Origin of the sequence: Microbacterium proteolyticum (assembly GCF_014192415.1) — a bacterium.
GTDB classification, from domain to species: domain Bacteria; phylum Actinomycetota; class Actinomycetes; order Actinomycetales; family Microbacteriaceae; genus Microbacterium; species Microbacterium proteolyticum.
This window is the reverse complement of record NZ_JACHXY010000001.1, coordinates 934,621-952,525: the sequence shown is the minus strand read 5'-3', so window position 1 is coordinate 952,525 and position 17,905 is coordinate 934,621. Positions and strand designations below refer to the sequence as shown.

General features: G+C 70.4%; 16 protein-coding genes. 15 read left to right on the top strand and 1 reads right to left on the bottom strand.

Going from position 1 to position 17,905, the window contains the following annotated elements; genetic code table 11:
• The first annotated feature begins 44 nt into the window (after nucleotides 1-44).
• From FHS07_RS04430 to pepD, 15 genes are all read left to right on the top strand, one after another.
• On the top strand, nucleotides 45-1,493 hold the full coding sequence (locus FHS07_RS04430) for an iron-containing alcohol dehydrogenase (RefSeq protein WP_183418648.1): 1,449 nt from the start codon (nucleotides 45-47) through the stop codon (nucleotides 1,491-1,493).
• Nucleotides 1,490-2,989: an FGGY family carbohydrate kinase gene (locus tag FHS07_RS04425; protein WP_221189114.1), complete on the top strand. Its 1,500-nt coding sequence runs from the start codon at nucleotides 1,490-1,492 to the stop codon at nucleotides 2,987-2,989. Before FHS07_RS04430 ends, FHS07_RS04425 begins: the two co-directional genes overlap by 4 nt.
• Nucleotides 2,982-3,821 carry an HAD-IIA family hydrolase gene (locus tag FHS07_RS04420; RefSeq protein WP_183418646.1) on the top strand — a complete coding sequence of 280 codons (840 nt, stop codon included), beginning with the start codon at nucleotides 2,982-2,984 and terminating at the stop codon, nucleotides 3,819-3,821. The genes FHS07_RS04425 and FHS07_RS04420 overlap by 8 nt, the downstream gene beginning before the upstream one ends.
• A gap of 53 nt (nucleotides 3,822-3,874) precedes the next feature.
• Complete coding sequence (locus tag FHS07_RS04415; RefSeq protein WP_221189113.1) at nucleotides 3,875-4,852, top strand: thiamine pyrophosphate-dependent dehydrogenase E1 component subunit alpha; 978 nt, start codon at nucleotides 3,875-3,877, stop codon at nucleotides 4,850-4,852.
• Nucleotides 4,849-5,880, top strand: coding sequence for an alpha-ketoacid dehydrogenase subunit beta (locus FHS07_RS04410; RefSeq protein ID WP_183418645.1), 1,032 nt, complete (start codon nucleotides 4,849-4,851; stop codon nucleotides 5,878-5,880). The genes FHS07_RS04415 and FHS07_RS04410 overlap by 4 nt, the downstream gene beginning before the upstream one ends.
• A gap of 22 nt (nucleotides 5,881-5,902) precedes the next feature.
• Nucleotides 5,903-6,145, top strand: a complete 243-nt coding sequence (locus FHS07_RS04405) for a biotin/lipoyl-containing protein (protein WP_183418644.1) — start codon at nucleotides 5,903-5,905, stop codon at nucleotides 6,143-6,145.
• Nucleotides 6,146-6,198: 53 nt separating this feature from the next.
• Entirely contained in the window at nucleotides 6,199-7,077 is an 879-nt protein-coding gene (locus tag FHS07_RS04400; protein ID WP_183418643.1) for a class II fructose-bisphosphate aldolase, read from the top strand.
• Nucleotides 7,074-7,745, top strand: a complete 672-nt coding sequence (locus tag FHS07_RS04395; protein WP_183418642.1) for a 2-oxo acid dehydrogenase subunit E2 — start codon at nucleotides 7,074-7,076, stop codon at nucleotides 7,743-7,745. Before FHS07_RS04400 ends, FHS07_RS04395 begins: the two co-directional genes overlap by 4 nt.
• Entirely contained in the window at nucleotides 7,742-8,686 is a 945-nt protein-coding gene (locus FHS07_RS04390) for a lipoyl protein ligase domain-containing protein (protein ID WP_183418641.1), read from the top strand. The genes FHS07_RS04395 and FHS07_RS04390 overlap by 4 nt, the downstream gene beginning before the upstream one ends.
• Nucleotides 8,687-8,754: 68 nt before the next feature.
• Nucleotides 8,755-9,999 (top strand): alpha/beta fold hydrolase, encoded by a 1,245-nt coding sequence (locus tag FHS07_RS04385; protein ID WP_221189112.1) that lies wholly within the window; start codon nucleotides 8,755-8,757, stop codon nucleotides 9,997-9,999.
• 101 nt (nucleotides 10,000-10,100) lie between these two features.
• The gene (locus FHS07_RS04380; protein ID WP_183418640.1) at nucleotides 10,101-11,252 is read left to right on the top strand and encodes a sugar ABC transporter substrate-binding protein; all 1,152 of its coding nucleotides are present in this window, start codon (nucleotides 10,101-10,103) and stop codon (nucleotides 11,250-11,252) included.
• Between the two features lie 71 nt (nucleotides 11,253-11,323).
• The gene (locus FHS07_RS04375) at nucleotides 11,324-12,364 is read left to right on the top strand and encodes an ABC transporter permease (protein ID WP_183418639.1); all 1,041 of its coding nucleotides are present in this window, start codon (nucleotides 11,324-11,326) and stop codon (nucleotides 12,362-12,364) included.
• Nucleotides 12,361-13,887 (top strand): sugar ABC transporter ATP-binding protein, encoded by a 1,527-nt coding sequence (locus FHS07_RS04370; RefSeq protein ID WP_183418638.1) that lies wholly within the window; start codon nucleotides 12,361-12,363, stop codon nucleotides 13,885-13,887. Before FHS07_RS04375 ends, FHS07_RS04370 begins: the two co-directional genes overlap by 4 nt.
• Nucleotides 13,884-14,909: an ABC transporter permease subunit gene (locus tag FHS07_RS04365; RefSeq protein ID WP_183418637.1), complete on the top strand. Its 1,026-nt coding sequence runs from the start codon at nucleotides 13,884-13,886 to the stop codon at nucleotides 14,907-14,909. The genes FHS07_RS04370 and FHS07_RS04365 overlap by 4 nt, the downstream gene beginning before the upstream one ends.
• A gap of 50 nt (nucleotides 14,910-14,959) precedes the next feature.
• Nucleotides 14,960-16,453 (top strand): beta-Ala-His dipeptidase, encoded by a 1,494-nt coding sequence (gene pepD, locus FHS07_RS04360; RefSeq protein ID WP_183418636.1) that lies wholly within the window; start codon nucleotides 14,960-14,962, stop codon nucleotides 16,451-16,453.
• A gap of 112 nt (nucleotides 16,454-16,565) precedes the next feature.
• Here the strand turns inward: pepD and FHS07_RS04355 are convergent, their stop codons facing one another.
• Nucleotides 16,566-17,870, bottom strand: a complete 1,305-nt coding sequence (locus tag FHS07_RS04355; protein ID WP_183418635.1) for an MFS transporter — start codon at nucleotides 17,868-17,870, stop codon at nucleotides 16,566-16,568.
• Nucleotides 17,871-17,905 lie beyond the last annotated feature (35 nt).

Here is a 17,905-nt window from a genome sequence, read left to right as displayed (position 1 = left end):
GAATGAATATGCAAACGTCCGATTCAGAGTCGAAGGCAGGACACATGGGCGCGTTCTCCGCCATCTCAGACCCCACCGATCTCGACGCCGTGCGTGCGGCGATCGCGGATGCCGAGCGGCCCGGCGCCCTGGTCGCGCTCGGGCTGCGCACCCTCGTCATCGAGCCGGGAGCCGCGTCGCAGGCCCCCGCTCGCGTGCGCGAGCTGCTGGCGCCACGGGGCGACCGCGCGACCGTGGCGCTCCTCGTGGACCGCACCGTCATCCGCTCCGGCGCCGAAGACCTCAAGGCCGACGTGCGTGCGCTTCTGGAGCGCGAGTTCGACGTCGTCGAGACCGCCCTCGGCGAGCCCGGCCACCTGCACGTCGACGACGAGGCCCTGGATGCCGCAACCGCGGCGACCGACGGCGTCGACGCCGTGGTGTCGGTGGGTTCGGGCACGATCTCCGACATCGCGAAGGTCGCCTCCGCGCGTGCGGGCGGGGTCCCCCTCGTGATCGTGCAGACCGCGGCATCCGTCGACGGGTTCACCGACAACGTCTCGGTCGTCCTGCGCGCCGGAGCCAAGCGCACGATCGACTCCCGGTGGCCCGATGTCGTGCTCGCCGACACGACCGTGATCGCCACCGCGCCGGTCGAACTGAACGCGTCGGGTTTCGGTGAACTGCAGTCGCTGTTCACGGCCCCCGCCGACTGGTGGCTCGCGTCGCAGATCGGCACCGACGCCACCTTCCACACCACGCCCCGCGACCTTCTGCTCGAATTCGCCGGCGACCCGTCGGAGTGGGGCGTCGGCCTGGGCCGCGGTGACGCCCGCCCCGTCGAGCAGCTCACCCGCGTGCTCGCGATCCGCGGCATCGGCACCGGCATCTCGGGCTCGACGGCCTGCCTCTCGGGCGTCGAGCACCTCGTGAGCCACATGCTCGACATGTACGCCGTCGCCCGCGGCCACGAGGTGGGTCTGCACGGCGCGCAGGTGGGCGTGGCATCCGTCATCGCCGCGTCCGCGTGGGACCACCTGTTCGAGCTGGCCCGCAGCGGGCGCGCGATCGAACCGTCGAGCGAAGACGACGAGCGGCGCGTGCGTGACGCCTTCGCGGTGTGCGACCCGTCGGGCGCGCTGGGTGGTGAATGCTGGCGCGACTACTCCGCCAAGCGCGATGCCTGGGCCGCCGTCGACGACCCGCTCGCCCTGCTCGCCGACCCCGACACCCTGGAGGCGGGTCTGGGGGCGATGCGACCCGACAGCGAGAAGATCGCTCGGGCGCTCGCCGTCGCCGGGGCGCCTCTCACCCGTGACGACCTCGGCGCCTGGATCACGGCCGACATCTGGCGGTGGGCCGTGGCGAACTGCCTGTTCATGCGCAACCGCGTCACCGTGATCGACCTGCTCCACGCCGCCGGATGGTGGACGGATGCCGACGTCGACGCCGTCCTGGACCGCGCCGCCGCGGCGGTGCGCGCGGCGCGCGAGGCGGCGGGGGTGACCGCGTGAGCGGCCTGGTGCTCGGCATCGACTGCTCGACCACGGGCGCGAAGTGCATCGCCTGGGACCTGCACGGCCGCGCCGTCGCGCAGGGCCGCAGCGACGTCGTCCTGTCGATCCCGCAACCCGGGTGGGGTGAGCAGGACCCGGAGCACTGGTGGGCCGCTGTCGTGCACGCCGTGCGGGACTGCATGCGCACCGTCGACCCGGCGAGCGTGAAGGCGCTGTCGATCACGCACCAGCGCGAGAGCTTCGCCCTGCTCGACGCGCACGACGTCCCCGTGCGCCCGGCGATGCTCTGGCTCGACGCGCGCGCCGGCGATCAGGTCGACCGCGTCGGCACGTCGCGCATCCATGAGCTCACCGGCAAACCCCCCAACCCGACGCCGGCGCTGTACAAGCTCCACTGGCTCGCCGAGCACGAGCCCGAGTCGCTGGCGCTCACCGCCCACATCGTCGATGTGCACGCCTACCTCGTGCACCGTATGACGGGGGAGTGGGTGACCTCGATCGCCAGCGCCGACCCCCTTGGCATCCTGGATCTGTCGGCATCCGACTACTCCGACGAGATCCTCGCGGGCATCGGACTCGACCGCTCGGTGCTGCCACGACTGGTGGAGCCCGGAACACCCATCGCCACTCTGAGCCCCGCCGCCGCGGGTGAGCTGACGCTGCCCGCCGACGTGCTCGTGGTCGCCGGCGCCGGCGACGGGCAGTCGGCCGGACTGGGGGCCGGGGTGTGCGCGGAAGGCGATGCGTACCTCAACCTCGGGACGGGGCTCGTCTCGGGCTGTTTCGGATCGAGCTTCCGTCCGCACCCGTCGTACCGCGCGATGTCGGGCGCGATCCCCGGGACGGTCAGCAACGAGCTGTTCGTGGGGGCGGGGACCTTCATGGTGACGTGGTTCCTGCAGGAGATCGCCGCGGGAGAGCCCGCGGGCGTCGTGCGCGAGGACTGGTGGGAGCGCCAGGCGTCGACCGTGCCGGAGGGCGCCGAGGGCCTGTTCGTCGTGCCCTACTGGAACGGTCAGCTCACGCCCTTCTGGGACCACCGGGCACGCGGGGCCATGGTCGGCTTCGGGGGCGTGCACACCCGCGCGCACATCTACCGGGCGGTGCTGGAGGGGATCGCGTTCGAGCTGCGCTGGTGCCTCGACCAGGCCGAGGCGAACTTCCCCGCCCCGGTCGCCGACTTCGTGGCGATGGGCGGCGGGGCGCGGAGCGACCTGTGGTGTCACATCTTCGCCGACGTGCTGCGGCGACCCGTCGTCCTCGCGGGCCACGACGAGGCGACGGCGCTGGGTGTCGGCATTCTCGCCGCCGTGGGGGCGGGGCTTCATCCCGGCATCCCGGAAGCGGTCGCCGCCATGACCCGGCGCGGTCGGCGTTACGAGCCCGACCCGGCACGCGCGGCGCGCTACGACGAGCTCTTCGGCGCCTACCGGGAGATCTACCCGGCGCTGCGCCCCGTCTACCCCACCATCGCGGAGGTGGCACATGTCTGACGCATCCCCCGACACGTGGTTCGACGCCTACCTCTTCGATCTCGACGGCACCGTGTATCTCGGCGACGAGCTGCTGCCCGGCGCGCGCGAGATGCTCGCCGATCTGCGGGCGCGCGGCGCGCGCACGGTGTTCCTCTCGAACAACCCGACGCGCGATCCCGACATGTACGTCACGAAGCTCGAACGCCTCGGCATCCCGGTCGATCGCAGCGAGATCGTCAACACCGTGGTCAGTACCGTGGCGTGGCTGCGGGCCGAGCATCCCGGGGCGACGGTCTTCCCGATCGCGGAGCCGCCGCTCGTGCGCGCGCTGGAGGAAGCGGGGGTGCGTATCAGCGACGATCCGGCGGAGATCGACATCGTCATCGCCAGCTACGACCGCGGTTTCGACTACCGCAAGCTCCAGATCGCGTTCGACGCCCTGTGGCAGCACCGGCGGGCGATGCTCGTCACGACCAACCCGGATCGGTACTGCCCGTTCCCGGGCGGCCGCGGCGAGCCGGATGCCGCGGGCATCGTCGCCGCTCTCGAGGCGACGACGGGGGTGCGCTGCGCCGCGAACATGGGCAAGCCAGACCGCATCATGATCGACGCCGTCATGTCGATGCTCGGGCCGGATGTGCGCAGCGCCGTCATGGTGGGGGACCGCCTCGAAACCGACGTGCGCATGGCCGTCAACGCCGGCATCTCCTCCGCGCTCGTGCTGACCGGGGATGCGACGCGCGCCGACGTCGAGCGCTGCGAACCGCACCTGCGGCCGAGCTTCGTGATCGAGGGCATCGGCGATCTTCGTCCGCGGCAGACGCTTGCGTCCCCGGCACGCACTGTTTAGAATAGTCACGCGTACACAGAATAGATATTCCCAACGGGACAGAGAGGTCATCGATGGACGAGGAATTCCTCCTGGAGATGCAGCGGCGAATGCTGCGCATCCGGGCCTTCGACGAGCGGGCATCGAAGATGGTCAAGCGCGGCCACATCCCCGGCACCGTGCACACCTCGATCGGGCAGGAAGCGCAGGTCGTCGGAGCGACGATGGCGCTGCGCGACGGCGACTTCATGACGGGCAACCACCGCAGCCACGGTCACCCGATCGGCAAGGGGAGCCCCCTCGGGCCGCTCATGGCCGAGCTGCAGGGCAAGTCCGGCGGCGTGTGCAAGGGCAAGGGCGGGTCGCTCCACCTCGCCGACTTCGCCGTGGGCAGCCTCGGTGAATCGGGCATCGTGGGCTCCTCGATCCCCATCGCGATGGGCGCCGCCCTGTCGTCGCAGGTGCTCGGGCGCGACAGCGTGGCGCTCGCCTTCTTCGGCGACGGCGCGGCCAACCAGGGCGTGCTGTACGAATCGATGAACATGTCGGGCGTCTGGAACCTGCCCGTGATCTTCCTCTGCGAGAACAACCAGTACGCGCTGTCGACCCCGGCTCACACCGTCACGAGCGGCGTCATCGCCGAGCGTGCCGCGGGCTTCGGCATCCCGGGCGTGCGCGTGGAGGAGGGGCAGGACGTGCTCGCGGTGCACGACGCGGTGAGCGCCGCCGTCGACCGCGCCCGCGCCGGCGAGGGCCCGACCCTCATCGAGGTGGTGACCTACCGCTACAACGAGCACTCCGAGGGTCTGCGCCTGGGCACCGACTACCGCCCCGTCGACGAGCGCGAGGCCTGGCTGAAGAAGGACCCGCTCGTGCTCTTCCGCGAGCGCCTGATCGCCGAGCACGGCCTCACCGCCGAGCGCATGGACGCCCTCGAGCAGGAGATCGTCGACGAGGTCGACGCCGCCGTCGCCTACGCCGAGAACAGCCCCTTCCCCGACCCCTCGGTCGCCTTCGACGACCTCTACACCGACTCGGAGTACGCAGCATGAGCGTCATGAGCTTCCTCGGCGCGATCGGCGCCGCCCAGCGCGAGGCGATGGACGCCGACGAGCGCGTCATCATCATCGGCGAAGACGTCGAGGCCAACGTCTACGGCACCACCGGCGGTGGCAAGACCCGCGCCCAGACCGGCGACTTCGTGCAGATGTACGGCCGGAACCGCATCCGCAACACCCCCATCTCCGAGGAGGGCATCGTCGGCGCCGCCGCGGGGGCGGCGATGACCGGACTCCGCCCGCTCGTGGATCTGTCGTACTCGAGCTTCCTCTACATGGCGATGGACCAGCTGGTGAACCAGGTGGCCAAGAACCGCTACATGTTCGGCGGTCAGGCCTCGATGCCGGTCGTGTTCCGTTCCGCGATGTTCTACGGGCTCAACACCGGCGCCCACCACTCGGACCGTCCGTACCCGATGTTCATGAACGTGCCGGGACTGAAGATCATGGTGCCGTCCAGCCCCTCGGATGCCAAGGGGCTCCTTCGCACCGCGATCGACATGGACGACCCGGTGCTCACCTTCGAGGCCTGCCTGTTGTGGGGTTCGAAGGGCGAGGTCCAGGACGAGCCCTTCTGGGTGCCGTTCGGCGTCGCGCGTACCGTGCGCGAGGGCACGGACGTCACGATCGTCGCCGTGTCGAGTTCGGTGCCCGAGGCGGTGGCCGCGGCCGCCGAGCTCGAGGTCGAGGGCGTCTCGGTCGAGGTGATCGATCCGCGCACGCTCGTGCCGCTCGACCGTGATGCCATCTTCCGCTCCGTGGCCAAGACCGGACGCCTGGTGATCGCCGAGCCCGCGCACCGCACGTGCGGGGCGGCGGCCGAGATCAGCGCGCTCGTGAGCGAGGAAGTCTTCGACGCCCTCAAGGCCCCCATCGTGCGCCTCACCGCGCCCGACATGCAGATCCCCTTCAGCCCCTCGCTGGAGAAGCAGATGTACCCGAACAAGGACGGAATCGCCGCCGCCGTGCGGCGCGTGACCGGACTGACCGCCCCCGCGCTGGCATCCGTCGGCGCCGAGTGATCGACCAGACAAGGAGAACGACGTGGCACGTGTAGAGGTTCTGCTCCCGCAGTGGGGCATGGGGATGAGCGAGGGCGCGATCGTCCAGTGGCACAAGAAGGTGGGCGACCAGGTCGCCGAAGACGAGCCCCTGGCCGACGTCGAGGCCGAGAAGGTCGAAGAGACGCTCGAATCCCCCGCGACGGGCACGCTCGTCGAACTGCTCGTCGACGAAGGTGACGCCGTCGAGGTGCGCACCGTCGTCGCCATCATCGAGACGGACTAGCGCCCGCCGCACCGCGTCCGGGCAACGGAGCCCGGAAGAAAGAAAGGCAGATCATGACCGGAGTCGACCCGCTGGGTCTCGTCACCGCCGCACGTGCGGGCGGCTACGCCGTCGGTGCGTTCAACATGCACAATCCCGAGACCACTCAGGCGCTCATCCAGGCCGCGCAACGCGCCGACGCCCCCGTGTTCCTCCAGGTGGGGCGAGCCATCGTCCCGCACATGGGACTGCGCGCCGCCTACGAGATGACGCGCCGCGAGCTCGACGAGTCGGGGCTGGCCGCGCCCATCCACCTCGACCACGGCACGTACGACGAAGTGTTCGACGCCATCAAGCTCGGCTTCGACTCGATCATGTTCGACGGCGCGCACCTCGACTTCGAGGAGAACATCCGCGTCACGGCCGAGGTCGTCAAGGTCGCGCACGCGTTCGGCATCCCCGTCGAGGCGGAGCTGGGGCGCATCCCGGACGCCTCCGAGAGCATCCCGTGGGAGGAGTACTACACCAAGGTCGACGAGGCCGAGCGCTTCGTCGCCGAGACGGGCGTGGACCTGCTGGCGATCTCGGCCGGTGTCATGCACGGCGTCACCGGCATCGAGCCGCAACCGCTGGACATCGAGCGGATCCGGCAGATTCGGGATGCCGTCGGCATTCCGCTCGTACTGCACGGGGCGTCGGGCGTTCCGGCCGATCAGCTGCACGCGGCGATCGAGGCGGGCGTGCACAAGCTCAATGCCGACACCGACCTGCGCCACGCGTTCCGCCGGGGCATCGAAGACGTCTGGTCGCGGGGCGACCGGCAGTTCGAGGAGGCGATGGCGGAAGGGCGCGAGCGGATGATCGAGGCGACCGTTCAGAAGATGCGCGAGTACGGCTGCGCCGGGCGCGCCGGACGCGCGGCCCCCGCGCCCGACGAGGCGGTACTCGTATGAGCACGCCGGTTATCGAAGACGGTGTCGTCGAGCCGCTGACGGGGCTCCGGCGCACCGCCGCTCGGCGGATGGTGCAGGCGTGGGCCGCGCCGGTGTTCCATGTCACGGTCGAGGTCGACATGACGGCGGCCCTTCGGACGAAGCAGATCGAGTCGACGGCGACCGTGACGGATGCCATCCTGCGCGCGAGCGCCCGCGCCCTGGTCGAGGTGCCGCAGGTGAACGCGCACGTCGGGGACGAGAGCGTGACGCGTTTCGAGAGGGCGAACGTCGGGGTGGCCGTCGACAGCCCGAAAGGCCTGGTCGTGCCCGTCGTGCACGACATCGGCGCGGCCGGTCTCGCGGAGATCTCGCGGGCGAGGGCCGACGTCGTCGGCCGGGCCCGTGCGGGAGCTCTGACCCGCGACGACGTCACCGGCGGTACTTTCACCGTCTCCAACCTCGGGATGATGGGTGTGACGCGCTTCGACGCGATCCTCAACGTGCCCCAGGCGGCGATCCTCGCCGTCGGCGCGACCGTGCAGCGCTTCGTGCACCGCGAGGATGCGGGCCTGTGGGCTCCGATCGCCGAGTTCACGCTGACGGCCGACCACCGCGCCCTCGACGGGGCCACCGCGGCGCGCTTCGTCGGGGTGCTCCGGCGCGAGCTCGAGAGCCCGTCCCCGTGAACGACGGCGCCCGCACGGCCCGCTCGACGGCGGATCGTGCGGGCGCCGCACCGCGATCCGACGTGCCGATCGAGGCAGGGCCCGGCTCCTCCGCGTTTCCCGCGGCGGTGTCGGGCCCTTCCGGGGTTCGAGAGGTTCCGCCCGGCGGCAGGGTCCTCATCGAGGCGGTCCGCGCACCGGGTGCCCCCCGCACGCCCGTCGACGAGGTGCTGTCGAGTCTGGTGCTGCTGCAGCGGGTCGCGGCGGGCGAGGCGACCGATGCCGTGCGCCTCTTCTCCCCGGCGCCCACCGTGGCCTTCAGTCGCCGAGAGAGCCTGCATCCCCGTTTCGCCCGGGCTGCCGACGCGGCGCGCGCGGCGGGCTATCTCCCGGTCGTCCGTCCCGCCGGCGGGCGCGCGGTCGTGCTCGACGAGGACTGGCTCGTCATCGACCTCGTCTCCTCCGAAACGGCGCGCCGCGACGACGGCGAGGTCTTCCGCGAGCGCGGACGCGACTTCGCCGATCTCGCCCGCGGGTGGGGCGTCGACGCGCGCCTGGGGGGTGTGGCGGGGGAGTACTGCCCCGGCGAATGGTCGGTCAACGCGCGCGGCGCGGTCAAGCTCGTCGGCACGGCGCAGCGCGTCGTGCGCGGAGCGCGCCTGTTCACCGCGAGCATCCCGCTGCGCCTGAGCGAACGCGCGCACGGCCTGCTGGTCGAGGTCAACGGCATCCTGGATCTGGCGTGGGATCCCGCGACCGTGGGGTCGCTCGCCGAGGAGGCCACCGTGGTCGACGACGTGGTGCGCCGCGACGTCGCTGAGCTGTTCGCCGGGCCCGACGCCCCGCGCCGCCGGCTTCCCGAGCTCGTTCCCGACCTTGCGACGGCCCTGTCGCAGCTCGCCGGCGACCGCGTGGTCTCCTCGCCGGAATCGACCGTTGACACGGGGCCGGAGGGGGCTTAGCGTATAGCCAATCGCACGGTGAATAGTTACCACTCCACCGCCACAGACCGAGAACGAGGAGGTTCACGGTGGCTCACGACCACGACGTCCGGCCCTTCCGGATCGAGATCCCGCAGGCCGATCTCGACGACATGATGGACCGCCTGAAGCGCACCCGCTTCGCCGAGGACTTCGCCAACGACGACTGGCGCTACGGCTATAACACCGCCTACCACCGCACGCTCGTCGACTACTGGATCAACGAGTACGACTGGCGCGATGTCGAGCGTCGCATGAACGAGCTGCCGCACTACAAGGTCGACCTCATGGGCGTTCCGCTGCACTTCATCCACGTGAAGGGCAAGGGGCCGAACCCCATGCCCTTGCTGCTGCACCACGGCTGGCCCTGGACCTTCTGGGACGTGCGCAAGGTCATCGAGCCGCTCACCGACCCGGCCAAGTTCGGCGGCGACCCCGCCGACAGCTTCGACGTCGTGCTGATCTCCCTCCCCGGCTACGGCTTCTCGTCGCCGTTGCGCGAGACCGGCTGGAACTTCTGGCGAACCGCCGATCTCGAGAACACCCTGATGAAGGACGTGCTCGGCTACGAGCGCTACGCCACCGCCGGCGGGGACTGGGGTGCACTGATCGCCCAGCAGCACGGCCACAAGTACGAGGACGACGTCATCGGCGTCTACACCCACTTCCCCGCGCAGTTGTCGCACTACCTCCCCGAGCACCCCGACCAGCCCGCTCACATCGAGTACGACCCCGCTCTGGGCCTTCCCGCCGAGAGCGAGTACGGCCAGGGCGAAGAGGGGTGGTTCGAACGCGGCAAGCTGTTCGTCGAGAGCGAGAGCGGATACGGCGAGATCCAGCTCACCAAGCCCCAGACCCTCGCCGCCCTCGTCGTGGACTCCCCGGCGGCCCAACTGGCCTGGATCACCGAGAAGCGCTATTTCTGGGGCCTCGCCGAGCGCGGCGAGGGCACCGAGGCCTTCGAGCGCGTGTGGCCCAAGGAAGACCTGGTCACCACCGCCGCGGTGTACTTCCTCACCGGTACCGGCGGTACGTCGTCGCGGTACTACTGGGAATGCCGGGGCAACCCGTGGACCCCGTCGCACGACCGCACCCCGGTTGTGGGGGTCCCCACCGCCGTTTCCATCTTCCCGGGGGAGATCTACAAGCCCCCGCGCACCTGGACCGACGCCTACTTCAACCTCCAGCAGTACCGCGTCCACGACGACGGCGGTCACTTCGCCCCCCTCGAGGTCCCCGACGTGTACGTCGACGACGTGCGCACGTTCTTCCGGACGCTGCGTCCCGCGGGCTGATCCCCGCACGACCCGGCCGGCCTCGTGGCATCCCTCTCCCCGGGGATGCCGCACACCCCTTACCCGATCGCCCCGGCGATCCGTTCGACGAAGGAGTCGAGATGTCATTCACCCGTTCCCCCAAGCGCCTCGCCCGCGGCCTGGCGCTCGCCGCCGCCGCGGCGCTCGTCCTCTCCGGGTGCACCAGCACCGCAGGGGCGACCGGCGGCGCCGCCCAGCCGGTCGCGAAGGAGGACCTCGTGCTGGTCGCCTCGGTGATCAACACGACCAACCCGTACATGGCCTCCAACATCGCCGGTGCCGAGGCGCTGTCGAAGAAGCTCGACATCCCGCTCGAGATCGTCGACTCCAACGGGTCGTCGCAGACGGAGATCTCCAAGATCCAGGCGATCCTCGCCAAGGGCAAGAAGGTGGTGCTGTTCGTCAACACCGTCGCCAGCTCCGACGCCCCCACGATCGTCAACGCGGTCAAGCAAGCCGGCGGCTTCGTCACCATCTGGTGGAACAAGCCCGACAACCTCGACCCCGCCCAGGTCGGCGACAACTTCGTCGCGTTCCAGAAGATCCCGGGCGTCGAATCCGGCAAGTGCAACGCGGACGCGCTCGGCGAGGCGCTGGGCGGAACCGGCAACGTCGTCATGCTCCCCGGCGTGCAGGACAGCACGACGAGCCAGACCCGCGTGGCCGGATTCAAGGCGCAGATGGCGGAGAAGTACCCCGGCATCACGATCCTCGAGGAACGCCCCTCGAACTGGGACCCGCAGCTCGGCTACAAGAACTCGCAGGACCTCATCGCCAAGTACGGCGACACGATCGACGGCGTGTGGAGCGCCGACGACGCGATGCAGACCGGCTCGATGAAGGCCTTCAAGGACGCCGGTCTGCTCGACACCACCAAGTTCGCCTCGGACGGCCTCTACCCCGACACGATCGCGTCGATGGAGTCCGGCGAGGGGAACAACGCCATCGTCGGCGAGACCTTCCACCGCGGCTACATGGCCTCGGCGGTCGGCCTCTACACGGCCTACCTCGCGGCCACGGGCGAGATCACGCCCTCCGAACTGCCGCAGGAGAAGCGCGACAGCCTGTTCGCGCTCAGCTGCGTCACGCCCGACACGCTCGGGGACTTCAGCGGATACGACGCGGAGGACGGACCCGAGAAGTTCGTCGACTCCCTCATCGAGAACGGCCCCTGGGACACCGACCCGATGAAGCTCATCGGCGGCGGCCCCGAGGTGCTCCCCGGCAGCTGACGCCTCTCCCTCCCGGCCGCACCGCGGCCGGGAGGGACCCTTCTTCCCTCCCCACGACGACGGAGTCGAACATGACCGACACCACCACACGGCCCCCCGCGGCCGACACCACCACGATCCGCACGAGAGAACACCAGATCGCGCGACGCACGCGCTTCGCCGGATGGGGCGAGCCCGTCGCCCTGGTGGCGGCGATGGTCGTGCTGGTCGTCGTCTTCTCGCTGCTGAACCCGCGCTTCGCCACCTTCGGCAACCTGCAGAACATCCTCGATCAGGCCACCGTGCCCCTCATCGTGGGCGTCGGTGCCACTCTCGTCATCCTCCTCGGATCCATCGACCTGTCCGTCGAAGGCGTCATGGGCGCCTCGGGAATGGCGTGGATCCTGTTGTCGGCCAATTCCCGCGGCGGTCTCGACCTGGGCCCGTGGGCCTGGGTGGTCGCCCTCGCCGTGGGTGCGGCGCTCGGGTGGGTGAGCGGGCTCATCTTCACCCGACTCAAGGTGCCGTCCTTCATCGTCACGCTCGGTATCTGGTACGTCGGCTTGGGCGTGGCCACGATCCTCTTCGGCACCTCCGCTATCCCGACCCTCACCGACGACTCCCTCTCCACCTTGTCGTCGCAGACGGCGCTCGGCCTGCCCAACGGATTCCTCCTCGCGGTGGGCGTCGTGGTGCTGGGTGTGCTGCTGCTGCGCTACACCCGCTTCGGCCGGCTGACCCTCGCGATCGGTGACAACGAGGCGATCGCCCGGTCAGCGGGCATGCCCGTCGCCCGTATCAAGACCGCGGTGTTCATCGTCGCGGGTGTGCTGAGCGGGCTCGCCGGCATCATCGCCACCATGAAACTCGGGGCGGGCTCGGCCACGGTCGGCACGGGGACCCTGTTCCTCGTCATCCCGGCGGTCGTCATCGGCGGAACCTCCCTCGGCGGAGGCCGCGGGGGCATTTTGCGCACCGTCCTCGGCGTGTTCCTGCTGACCGTGCTGAGCAACGGCCTCATCCTCTCGGGCGTCAGCCCGAGCTTCCAGTCCGCCGTGTCGGGGGCCATCCTCGTCGCGGCCATCGTCGCCGCTGCCTGGTCGCAGCGCAACCGTCTGAGGATCGCGAAATGACCGAGCAGACCCCCGTCATCGCCCTGAAGGACATCCGCATCTCATTCGGCGCCGTGGCCGCGGTCAAGGGCGTCTCGCTCGAGATCGCCCCCGGTCAGGTCGTCGGCCTGATCGGCGAGAACGGCGCCGGCAAATCCACGCTGCTGAAGATCATCACCGGCATCCATCAGCCCGACGGGGGCACCATCGAGGTCAACGGCGCCCCCGTGCGTTTCCGCGGGCCGCGCGACGCGATCGCGGCCGGTGTCGGCGTGGTGCACCAGGAGCAGTCGCTGTTCACCAACCTCTCGGTCGCCGAGAACGTGGAGATGAACACCAAGCCGGGCAAGGGCGGCGTGGGTCGGGCCGGCTTCTACCGCTGGGGCCGTCTGAACAGGGATGCCGCTGAGACCCTGGCCAAGATCGGCTCGAAGCTCGACCCCCGCACCAAGGTGGGCGACCTGTCGTTCGTCGACCGGCAGATGGTCGAGATCGCTCGGGCCATCCGCGTGCAGACCCGAGACGGGGGCCAGCCCCTCGTCATCCTCGACGAACCCACCTCGGTGCTCGAGCGCACCGAGACCGCGATCCTCGAGCGCGAGATCGGCAAGCTGCGCGAGGTGGGTTCGGTGATCTTCGTCTCGCACCGCCTCGACGAGGTCATGCGCATCTGCGATCGGGTCCTCGTGATGCGCGACGGCGAACTGATCGCAGATCGTCCCGTGCAGGACGTCACCGAGGCCGAGCTGTTCCGCCTCATGGTCGGCCGCGAGGCCCGCGCCGAGTCGCGTGAGCGTCACGCCCCCGCAGCCGACGAGCGCCCCGTGCTCGAGGTGCGCGGTCTCAGCCGCCGCGGCGAGTACGACGACGTGTCGTTCCGCGTGTTCGCGGGCCGGCTGACGGCCGTGGTCGGCACGAGCGGTTCGGGGCGCGAGGCGCTGTCGCGGGCCCTGTTCGGAGCCGAGCCCTTCGACCGCGGACAGATCCTCCTCGACGGCGCCGCCGTGAGCGACTGGTCCATCCCCAAGGCGGTGAAGGCGGGCGTCGGCTACGTGCCGGCAGAGCGCCGCGTCGAGGGGATGGTCGGCGGCCTCACCGCGGCGGAGAACCTCACCCTCACGCACCCGGGCGCCTCGTCGGCCGGCGGCGTGCTGCGCCCGGGTCGCCGCAACAAGACGACCCAGGAGTGGTTCGACGCGCTGCAGGTGCGTCCGAACGACATCTCGCTCGAGCTCGAGCGCTTCTCCGGTGGCAACCAGCAGAAGGTCGTGCTGGCCAAGTGGCTCACCTCGCAGAACCTGCGGCTGCTCGTGCTCGACCACCCGCTGCGCGGCCTCGACCCGGGCGCCTCGCAGATCGTCAACGCGCAGATCCGCCGCGCGTGCGACAACGGCACCGCCGTGGTGCTGCTGGCGGACACCCTCGAAGAGGCGTTGGAGATGGGCGACGACATCATCGTGATGCGCGACGGCGAGGCCGCGGCGCACTACGACCTGGTCGCTGAGAACCCCTCCACGCTCGACCTGCTGGAAAGGATGCTGTGACCGTGAACGCCTTCGCCGCGGTCGAGGACCGCACCACCGTCGCCGACGACCCGAGCCGGGTCGCGAAGCGCTCCCGCCCCCGCGCCCACCGCGTCTGGCAGACGGTCGGACCGCCCGTCATCTTCGTGGTCATGCTGATCGTCGTCGCGGCGCTCACCCCCGCCTTCCTCGGCGGAGGCGGGCTGACCATCATCGCCGCGTCGGCCGCGCCCATCCTGCTCGTGGCCCTCGGTCAGGCCCTCGTGCTGCACATCGGCTCGATCGACTTGTCGAACGCGGCCATCGCCCTGCTCGGCGCGATCCTGTTGGCGCTCACCCTGTCGTCGATCGGCCCGGTGGCGCCCCTCGTGATCCTGGCGATCGTGACGGTGTGCGGAGCCCTCAACGGTCTGCTCGTGGCCTTCGCGCAGGTGCCGTCGTTCGCCCTGACGCTGGGCACTCTCGGTATCTACTCCGCGGCGGCGCTCGTGACCAGCGGCGCCACGACGGTCTACGTCGCCTCGGGCGGAGAGGCGGTCGCCGCCCTCTACGCCACCGGCATCGTCGGCATCCCGCTCACTTTCTGGCTGGGAGTCGTCGTCGCGGTGTTGCTGTGGGCCATGCTGCGCTTCACGCGCCTGGGTCTCGGGATGACCGCGGTCGGGCGCAACGAGTCGGGCGCGATCTTCTCCGCCGTGCGCACGCGGTGGATCAAGGTCATCGCGTTCAGCCTGTCGGGGTTCACCGCGGGCCTGGCCGCGATCACGATCATCGCCCAAGCCGGCTCCGCATCGCCGACCGGTCTGGGAAGCGACCTGCTGCTTCCCGCGATCGCCGCGGCGATCGTGGGCGGAACCTCGATCTCGGGCGGAGCCACCAACCCCATCAACGTCGTCTTCGGCGCCCTCACCGTCGCGCTCGTGCCCATCGCGACCGCCGCCCTCGGTATCGACGCGCAGGCGCAGAGCCTCGTGTACGGCGTCGTCATCATCGCCGTCGTGGCCCTGACGATGACCCGCACCCGCGGGTCTATCGTCAAATGACCGCGCGGCTCGCCCCCGGAACCCACCCATTGTTCTCAGAGAGGAGAACCATGTCCGACACTCTCTCCGCACCGTCCGTTCATGGAGTGCTCGACGACCTCCAGCCCCGCGAGGTGCTCCGGTGGTTCGAGGCGCTCGCCGGCATTCCCCGCGGCTCCGGCAACGAGTCCGCCGTCGCGGACTGGGTCGTGGAGTTCGCCCGCTCGCGCGGCCTCGACGCCTCCAAGGACGAGGTCAGTTGCGTGCTGGTGCGCAAGCCCGGTCAGGGCGGACTCGAGGATGCCGCTCCCCTCATCCTGCACGGGCACCTCGACATGGTCTGCGAGAAGGAGGAGGGCGTCGAGTTCGACTTCGCCACCGAACCCATCCGCCTCCTCGTCGACGGCGACTTCATCACCGCCGACGGCACCTCGCTCGGCGCCGACAACGGCATCGGGGTGTCGTACATCCTGGCCCTGCTCGCCGACGAGGAGCTCCCGCACCCTCCGCTGGAGGCCGTGCTCACGGCGATGGAGGAGAAGGGCAAGGTCGGCGCCGGCCAGTTCGACACGAGCCGGCTGAAGGGCCGGCGCATGATCGACTTCAACTGGATCACCGATCGTGAGATCCTCGCCGGCTGCAGCGGTGACGTCACCTTCACCGTCGACATCCCCGGCGAGTTCGAGGCCGTGCCCGAGACGCACTCGACAGCGCTCACCCTCCAGGTGCGAGGTCTTCGCGGCGGTCACTGCGAGTTCGACATCCACCTCGAGCGCGCCAACGCGCTGCAGATCCTCGCCCGCGCCCTGCAGGCGGTCCAGGACGGCCGTGACGTGCGCGTCTCCTCGCCCTTCGGCGGTGCCCAGAACAACGCCATCCCGGCCGACGCCGAGGCGGTGCTGAGCCTGCGCCCCGACGACGTCGAGGCCGTCCGCGACGCCGTCGCCACCCTGCAGGCCGAGCTGTCGGTCGAGTACGACCTCGCCGACCCCGACGTGCGGGTCGAACTGGTGGATGCCGAGACCCCGGACCGCGTGCTGTCGAGCGCGGCCGCGCAGCGTCTGGCAGCGATCACGCTGCTGATCCCGCACGGGGTCGTGCGCTGGAACCTGCACGTGCACGACCGCGTCGAGACCTCCAACAACCTCGGCACGATCCGCCCCACGGACGACGGGGTGCGGCTGATGTCGACCATCACCTCGGCCCTCACCTCGCGCAAGCACGAGCTCTACGACCGGGTGGCGGCGCTGGTCGCGCTCGCCGGGGGAGGGGCGCGCATCGAGATGTACGGTCTCGACGCCCCCGAGTTCCCCTATCGCCCCGACTCGGAGCTGCTCGCGGTGGCCTCCGAGGCCTTCCGCGAACTGCGGGGGGAGGAGCCGCAGGTCGAGGTGTCGCAGTGCTCGCTCGAGCTGGGCATGTTCAGCAGCCGCGTGCCGGTCGCCGACATCATCTCGATCGGCACCGAGCTGCACGCCCTGCACTCGCCGGCCGAGAAGGTCAACCACCGGTCGGTCGAACGTACCTGGCCGCTGGTGAAGAGCGTCGTGTCGCGGCTCAGCTGACACGGCCCCCGAACGGATGCCGCGGCCTCGGGGTCGCGGCATCCGTTCATCCGCGCGTTTCACGCCTGCGCCGGTGCCGGTCGCGTCCTCTTCTCGACCACCGACATCCGATTCAGGCCCGCGCCGGTGCCGGGCGCTGCCTCTTCTCGACCACCGACATCGTCGTGATCGACACCAGCGCGATGACCGCGAGCCCGATCGTGAGCAGGGCGAGTCCGTCGAAGAGGAGCCATTCGGCGAACACGCCGCCGAGCACGTTGCCCAGCAGATATCCGGCGCCGACCACCACCGAATAGGCGCCCATGATCAGACCGCGGTCGCCGCGGAACTCCGCCGAGATGTCGCTGAGATGGGTGAGGGCGGCGGGCGTGAACCCGGCCTCGAGGAACACCCCCACCATCACCAGCGGCACGGCGACCGCGAGGGGTGCTCCGCGGTTGGCGAGCATCAGACCGACGGAGGCGATCAGCGCACCCGCCACCGTCACGAGCAGGACCGGAATGGTCGGCAGGCGGCCGATGAAGAACGCCCAGGCGACGATGCACAGGCTGAAGAACAACACGTAGACGCCCAGGACGATCGACAAGCCCGCCTCGTCGCCACGGAACGCTCCGGGGAACGACTGGCCGTCCGCCCGCGCATCGCCGGCGAGGACGAAGGTGATCTGCGACGTGACCCATGTGCCCAGGATCGCGTTGACCGCGATCCACGCCGGGAGGAACGCCAGCAGGCGCGGGTGGGCGAGGACGCGCAGGCGATCCCCCAGAGATGCGCGCATCCGAGGAGGAGGGGACGCCGTTCCCGGCCGCAGGAACACCAGTACCAGCACAGACGCGACGACGTACACCGCGGCGAGAACCGCGAACGTCCCGAGCCCGAGCGCGCCGTACAGCAGCGGACCCGCGACCGCGCCGAGGGCGATCCCGCCGGACGACGACAGTTCGTACAGGCTCGTCACCCGCCCGCGGCGTCGCGGGTCGCCGTCGCTCGCGTCGGCGAGGAGCCCGAGTGTCGTGGGCGCCGAGATCGCCGCCCCCGCGCCGTCGAGCAACCGCGCGGTGCCGACGGTGACGACGACCAGTGCGATCGCGGGTGCCGTCGCGATCAGCGACGCCCCCGGCGTGAGCAGGACGCCGACCGCCGCGAGCAGAGGGGCCGCCACGAGGAAGACGCGGCGACCGCGGCGGTCGCTGGCCGACCCCGCGATCGGAGCGAGCACCAGTTCGGCGAGGAATCCGATGCCGGACAGGATGCCGAGCAGCAGCGGCCCCACCGACGCCCCCTGTCGGGAGAGGTCGACGAAGTAGGACCCGAGCGCGAGGGCGCCGGCGGCCGACGCGGTGCGCAGCAGAAGCTGCGAGAGGATGACGGCGCCGGTACCCCGGATCCGCCGGGTCGACGGGGGAGGGTCGATCAACGGCGTCTCCTCACGCTCGGTGGGGCGCGGCATCC

Bases quoted from the DNA above. Each gene is read 5' to 3' on its own strand.
- FHS07_RS04430 (WP_183418648.1), top strand. From the start codon at position 45: ATGGGCGCGTTCTCCGCCATCTCAGACCCCACCGATCTCGACGCCGTG.
- FHS07_RS04415 (WP_221189113.1), top strand. From the start codon at position 3,875: ATGGACGAGGAATTCCTCCTGGAGATGCAGCGGCGAATGCTGCGCATC.
- FHS07_RS04375 (WP_183418639.1), top strand. From the start codon at position 11,324: ATGACCGACACCACCACACGGCCCCCCGCGGCCGACACCACCACGATC.
- FHS07_RS04410 (WP_183418645.1), top strand. From the start codon at position 4,849: ATGAGCGTCATGAGCTTCCTCGGCGCGATCGGCGCCGCCCAGCGCGAG.
- FHS07_RS04380 (WP_183418640.1), top strand. From the start codon at position 10,101: ATGTCATTCACCCGTTCCCCCAAGCGCCTCGCCCGCGGCCTGGCGCTC.
- FHS07_RS04395 (WP_183418642.1), top strand. From the start codon at position 7,074: ATGAGCACGCCGGTTATCGAAGACGGTGTCGTCGAGCCGCTGACGGGG.
- FHS07_RS04400 (WP_183418643.1), top strand. From the start codon at position 6,199: ATGACCGGAGTCGACCCGCTGGGTCTCGTCACCGCCGCACGTGCGGGC.
- pepD (WP_183418636.1), top strand. From the start codon at position 14,960: ATGTCCGACACTCTCTCCGCACCGTCCGTTCATGGAGTGCTCGACGAC.
- FHS07_RS04420 (WP_183418646.1), top strand. From the start codon at position 2,982: ATGTCTGACGCATCCCCCGACACGTGGTTCGACGCCTACCTCTTCGAT.
- FHS07_RS04370 (WP_183418638.1), top strand. From the start codon at position 12,361: ATGACCGAGCAGACCCCCGTCATCGCCCTGAAGGACATCCGCATCTCA.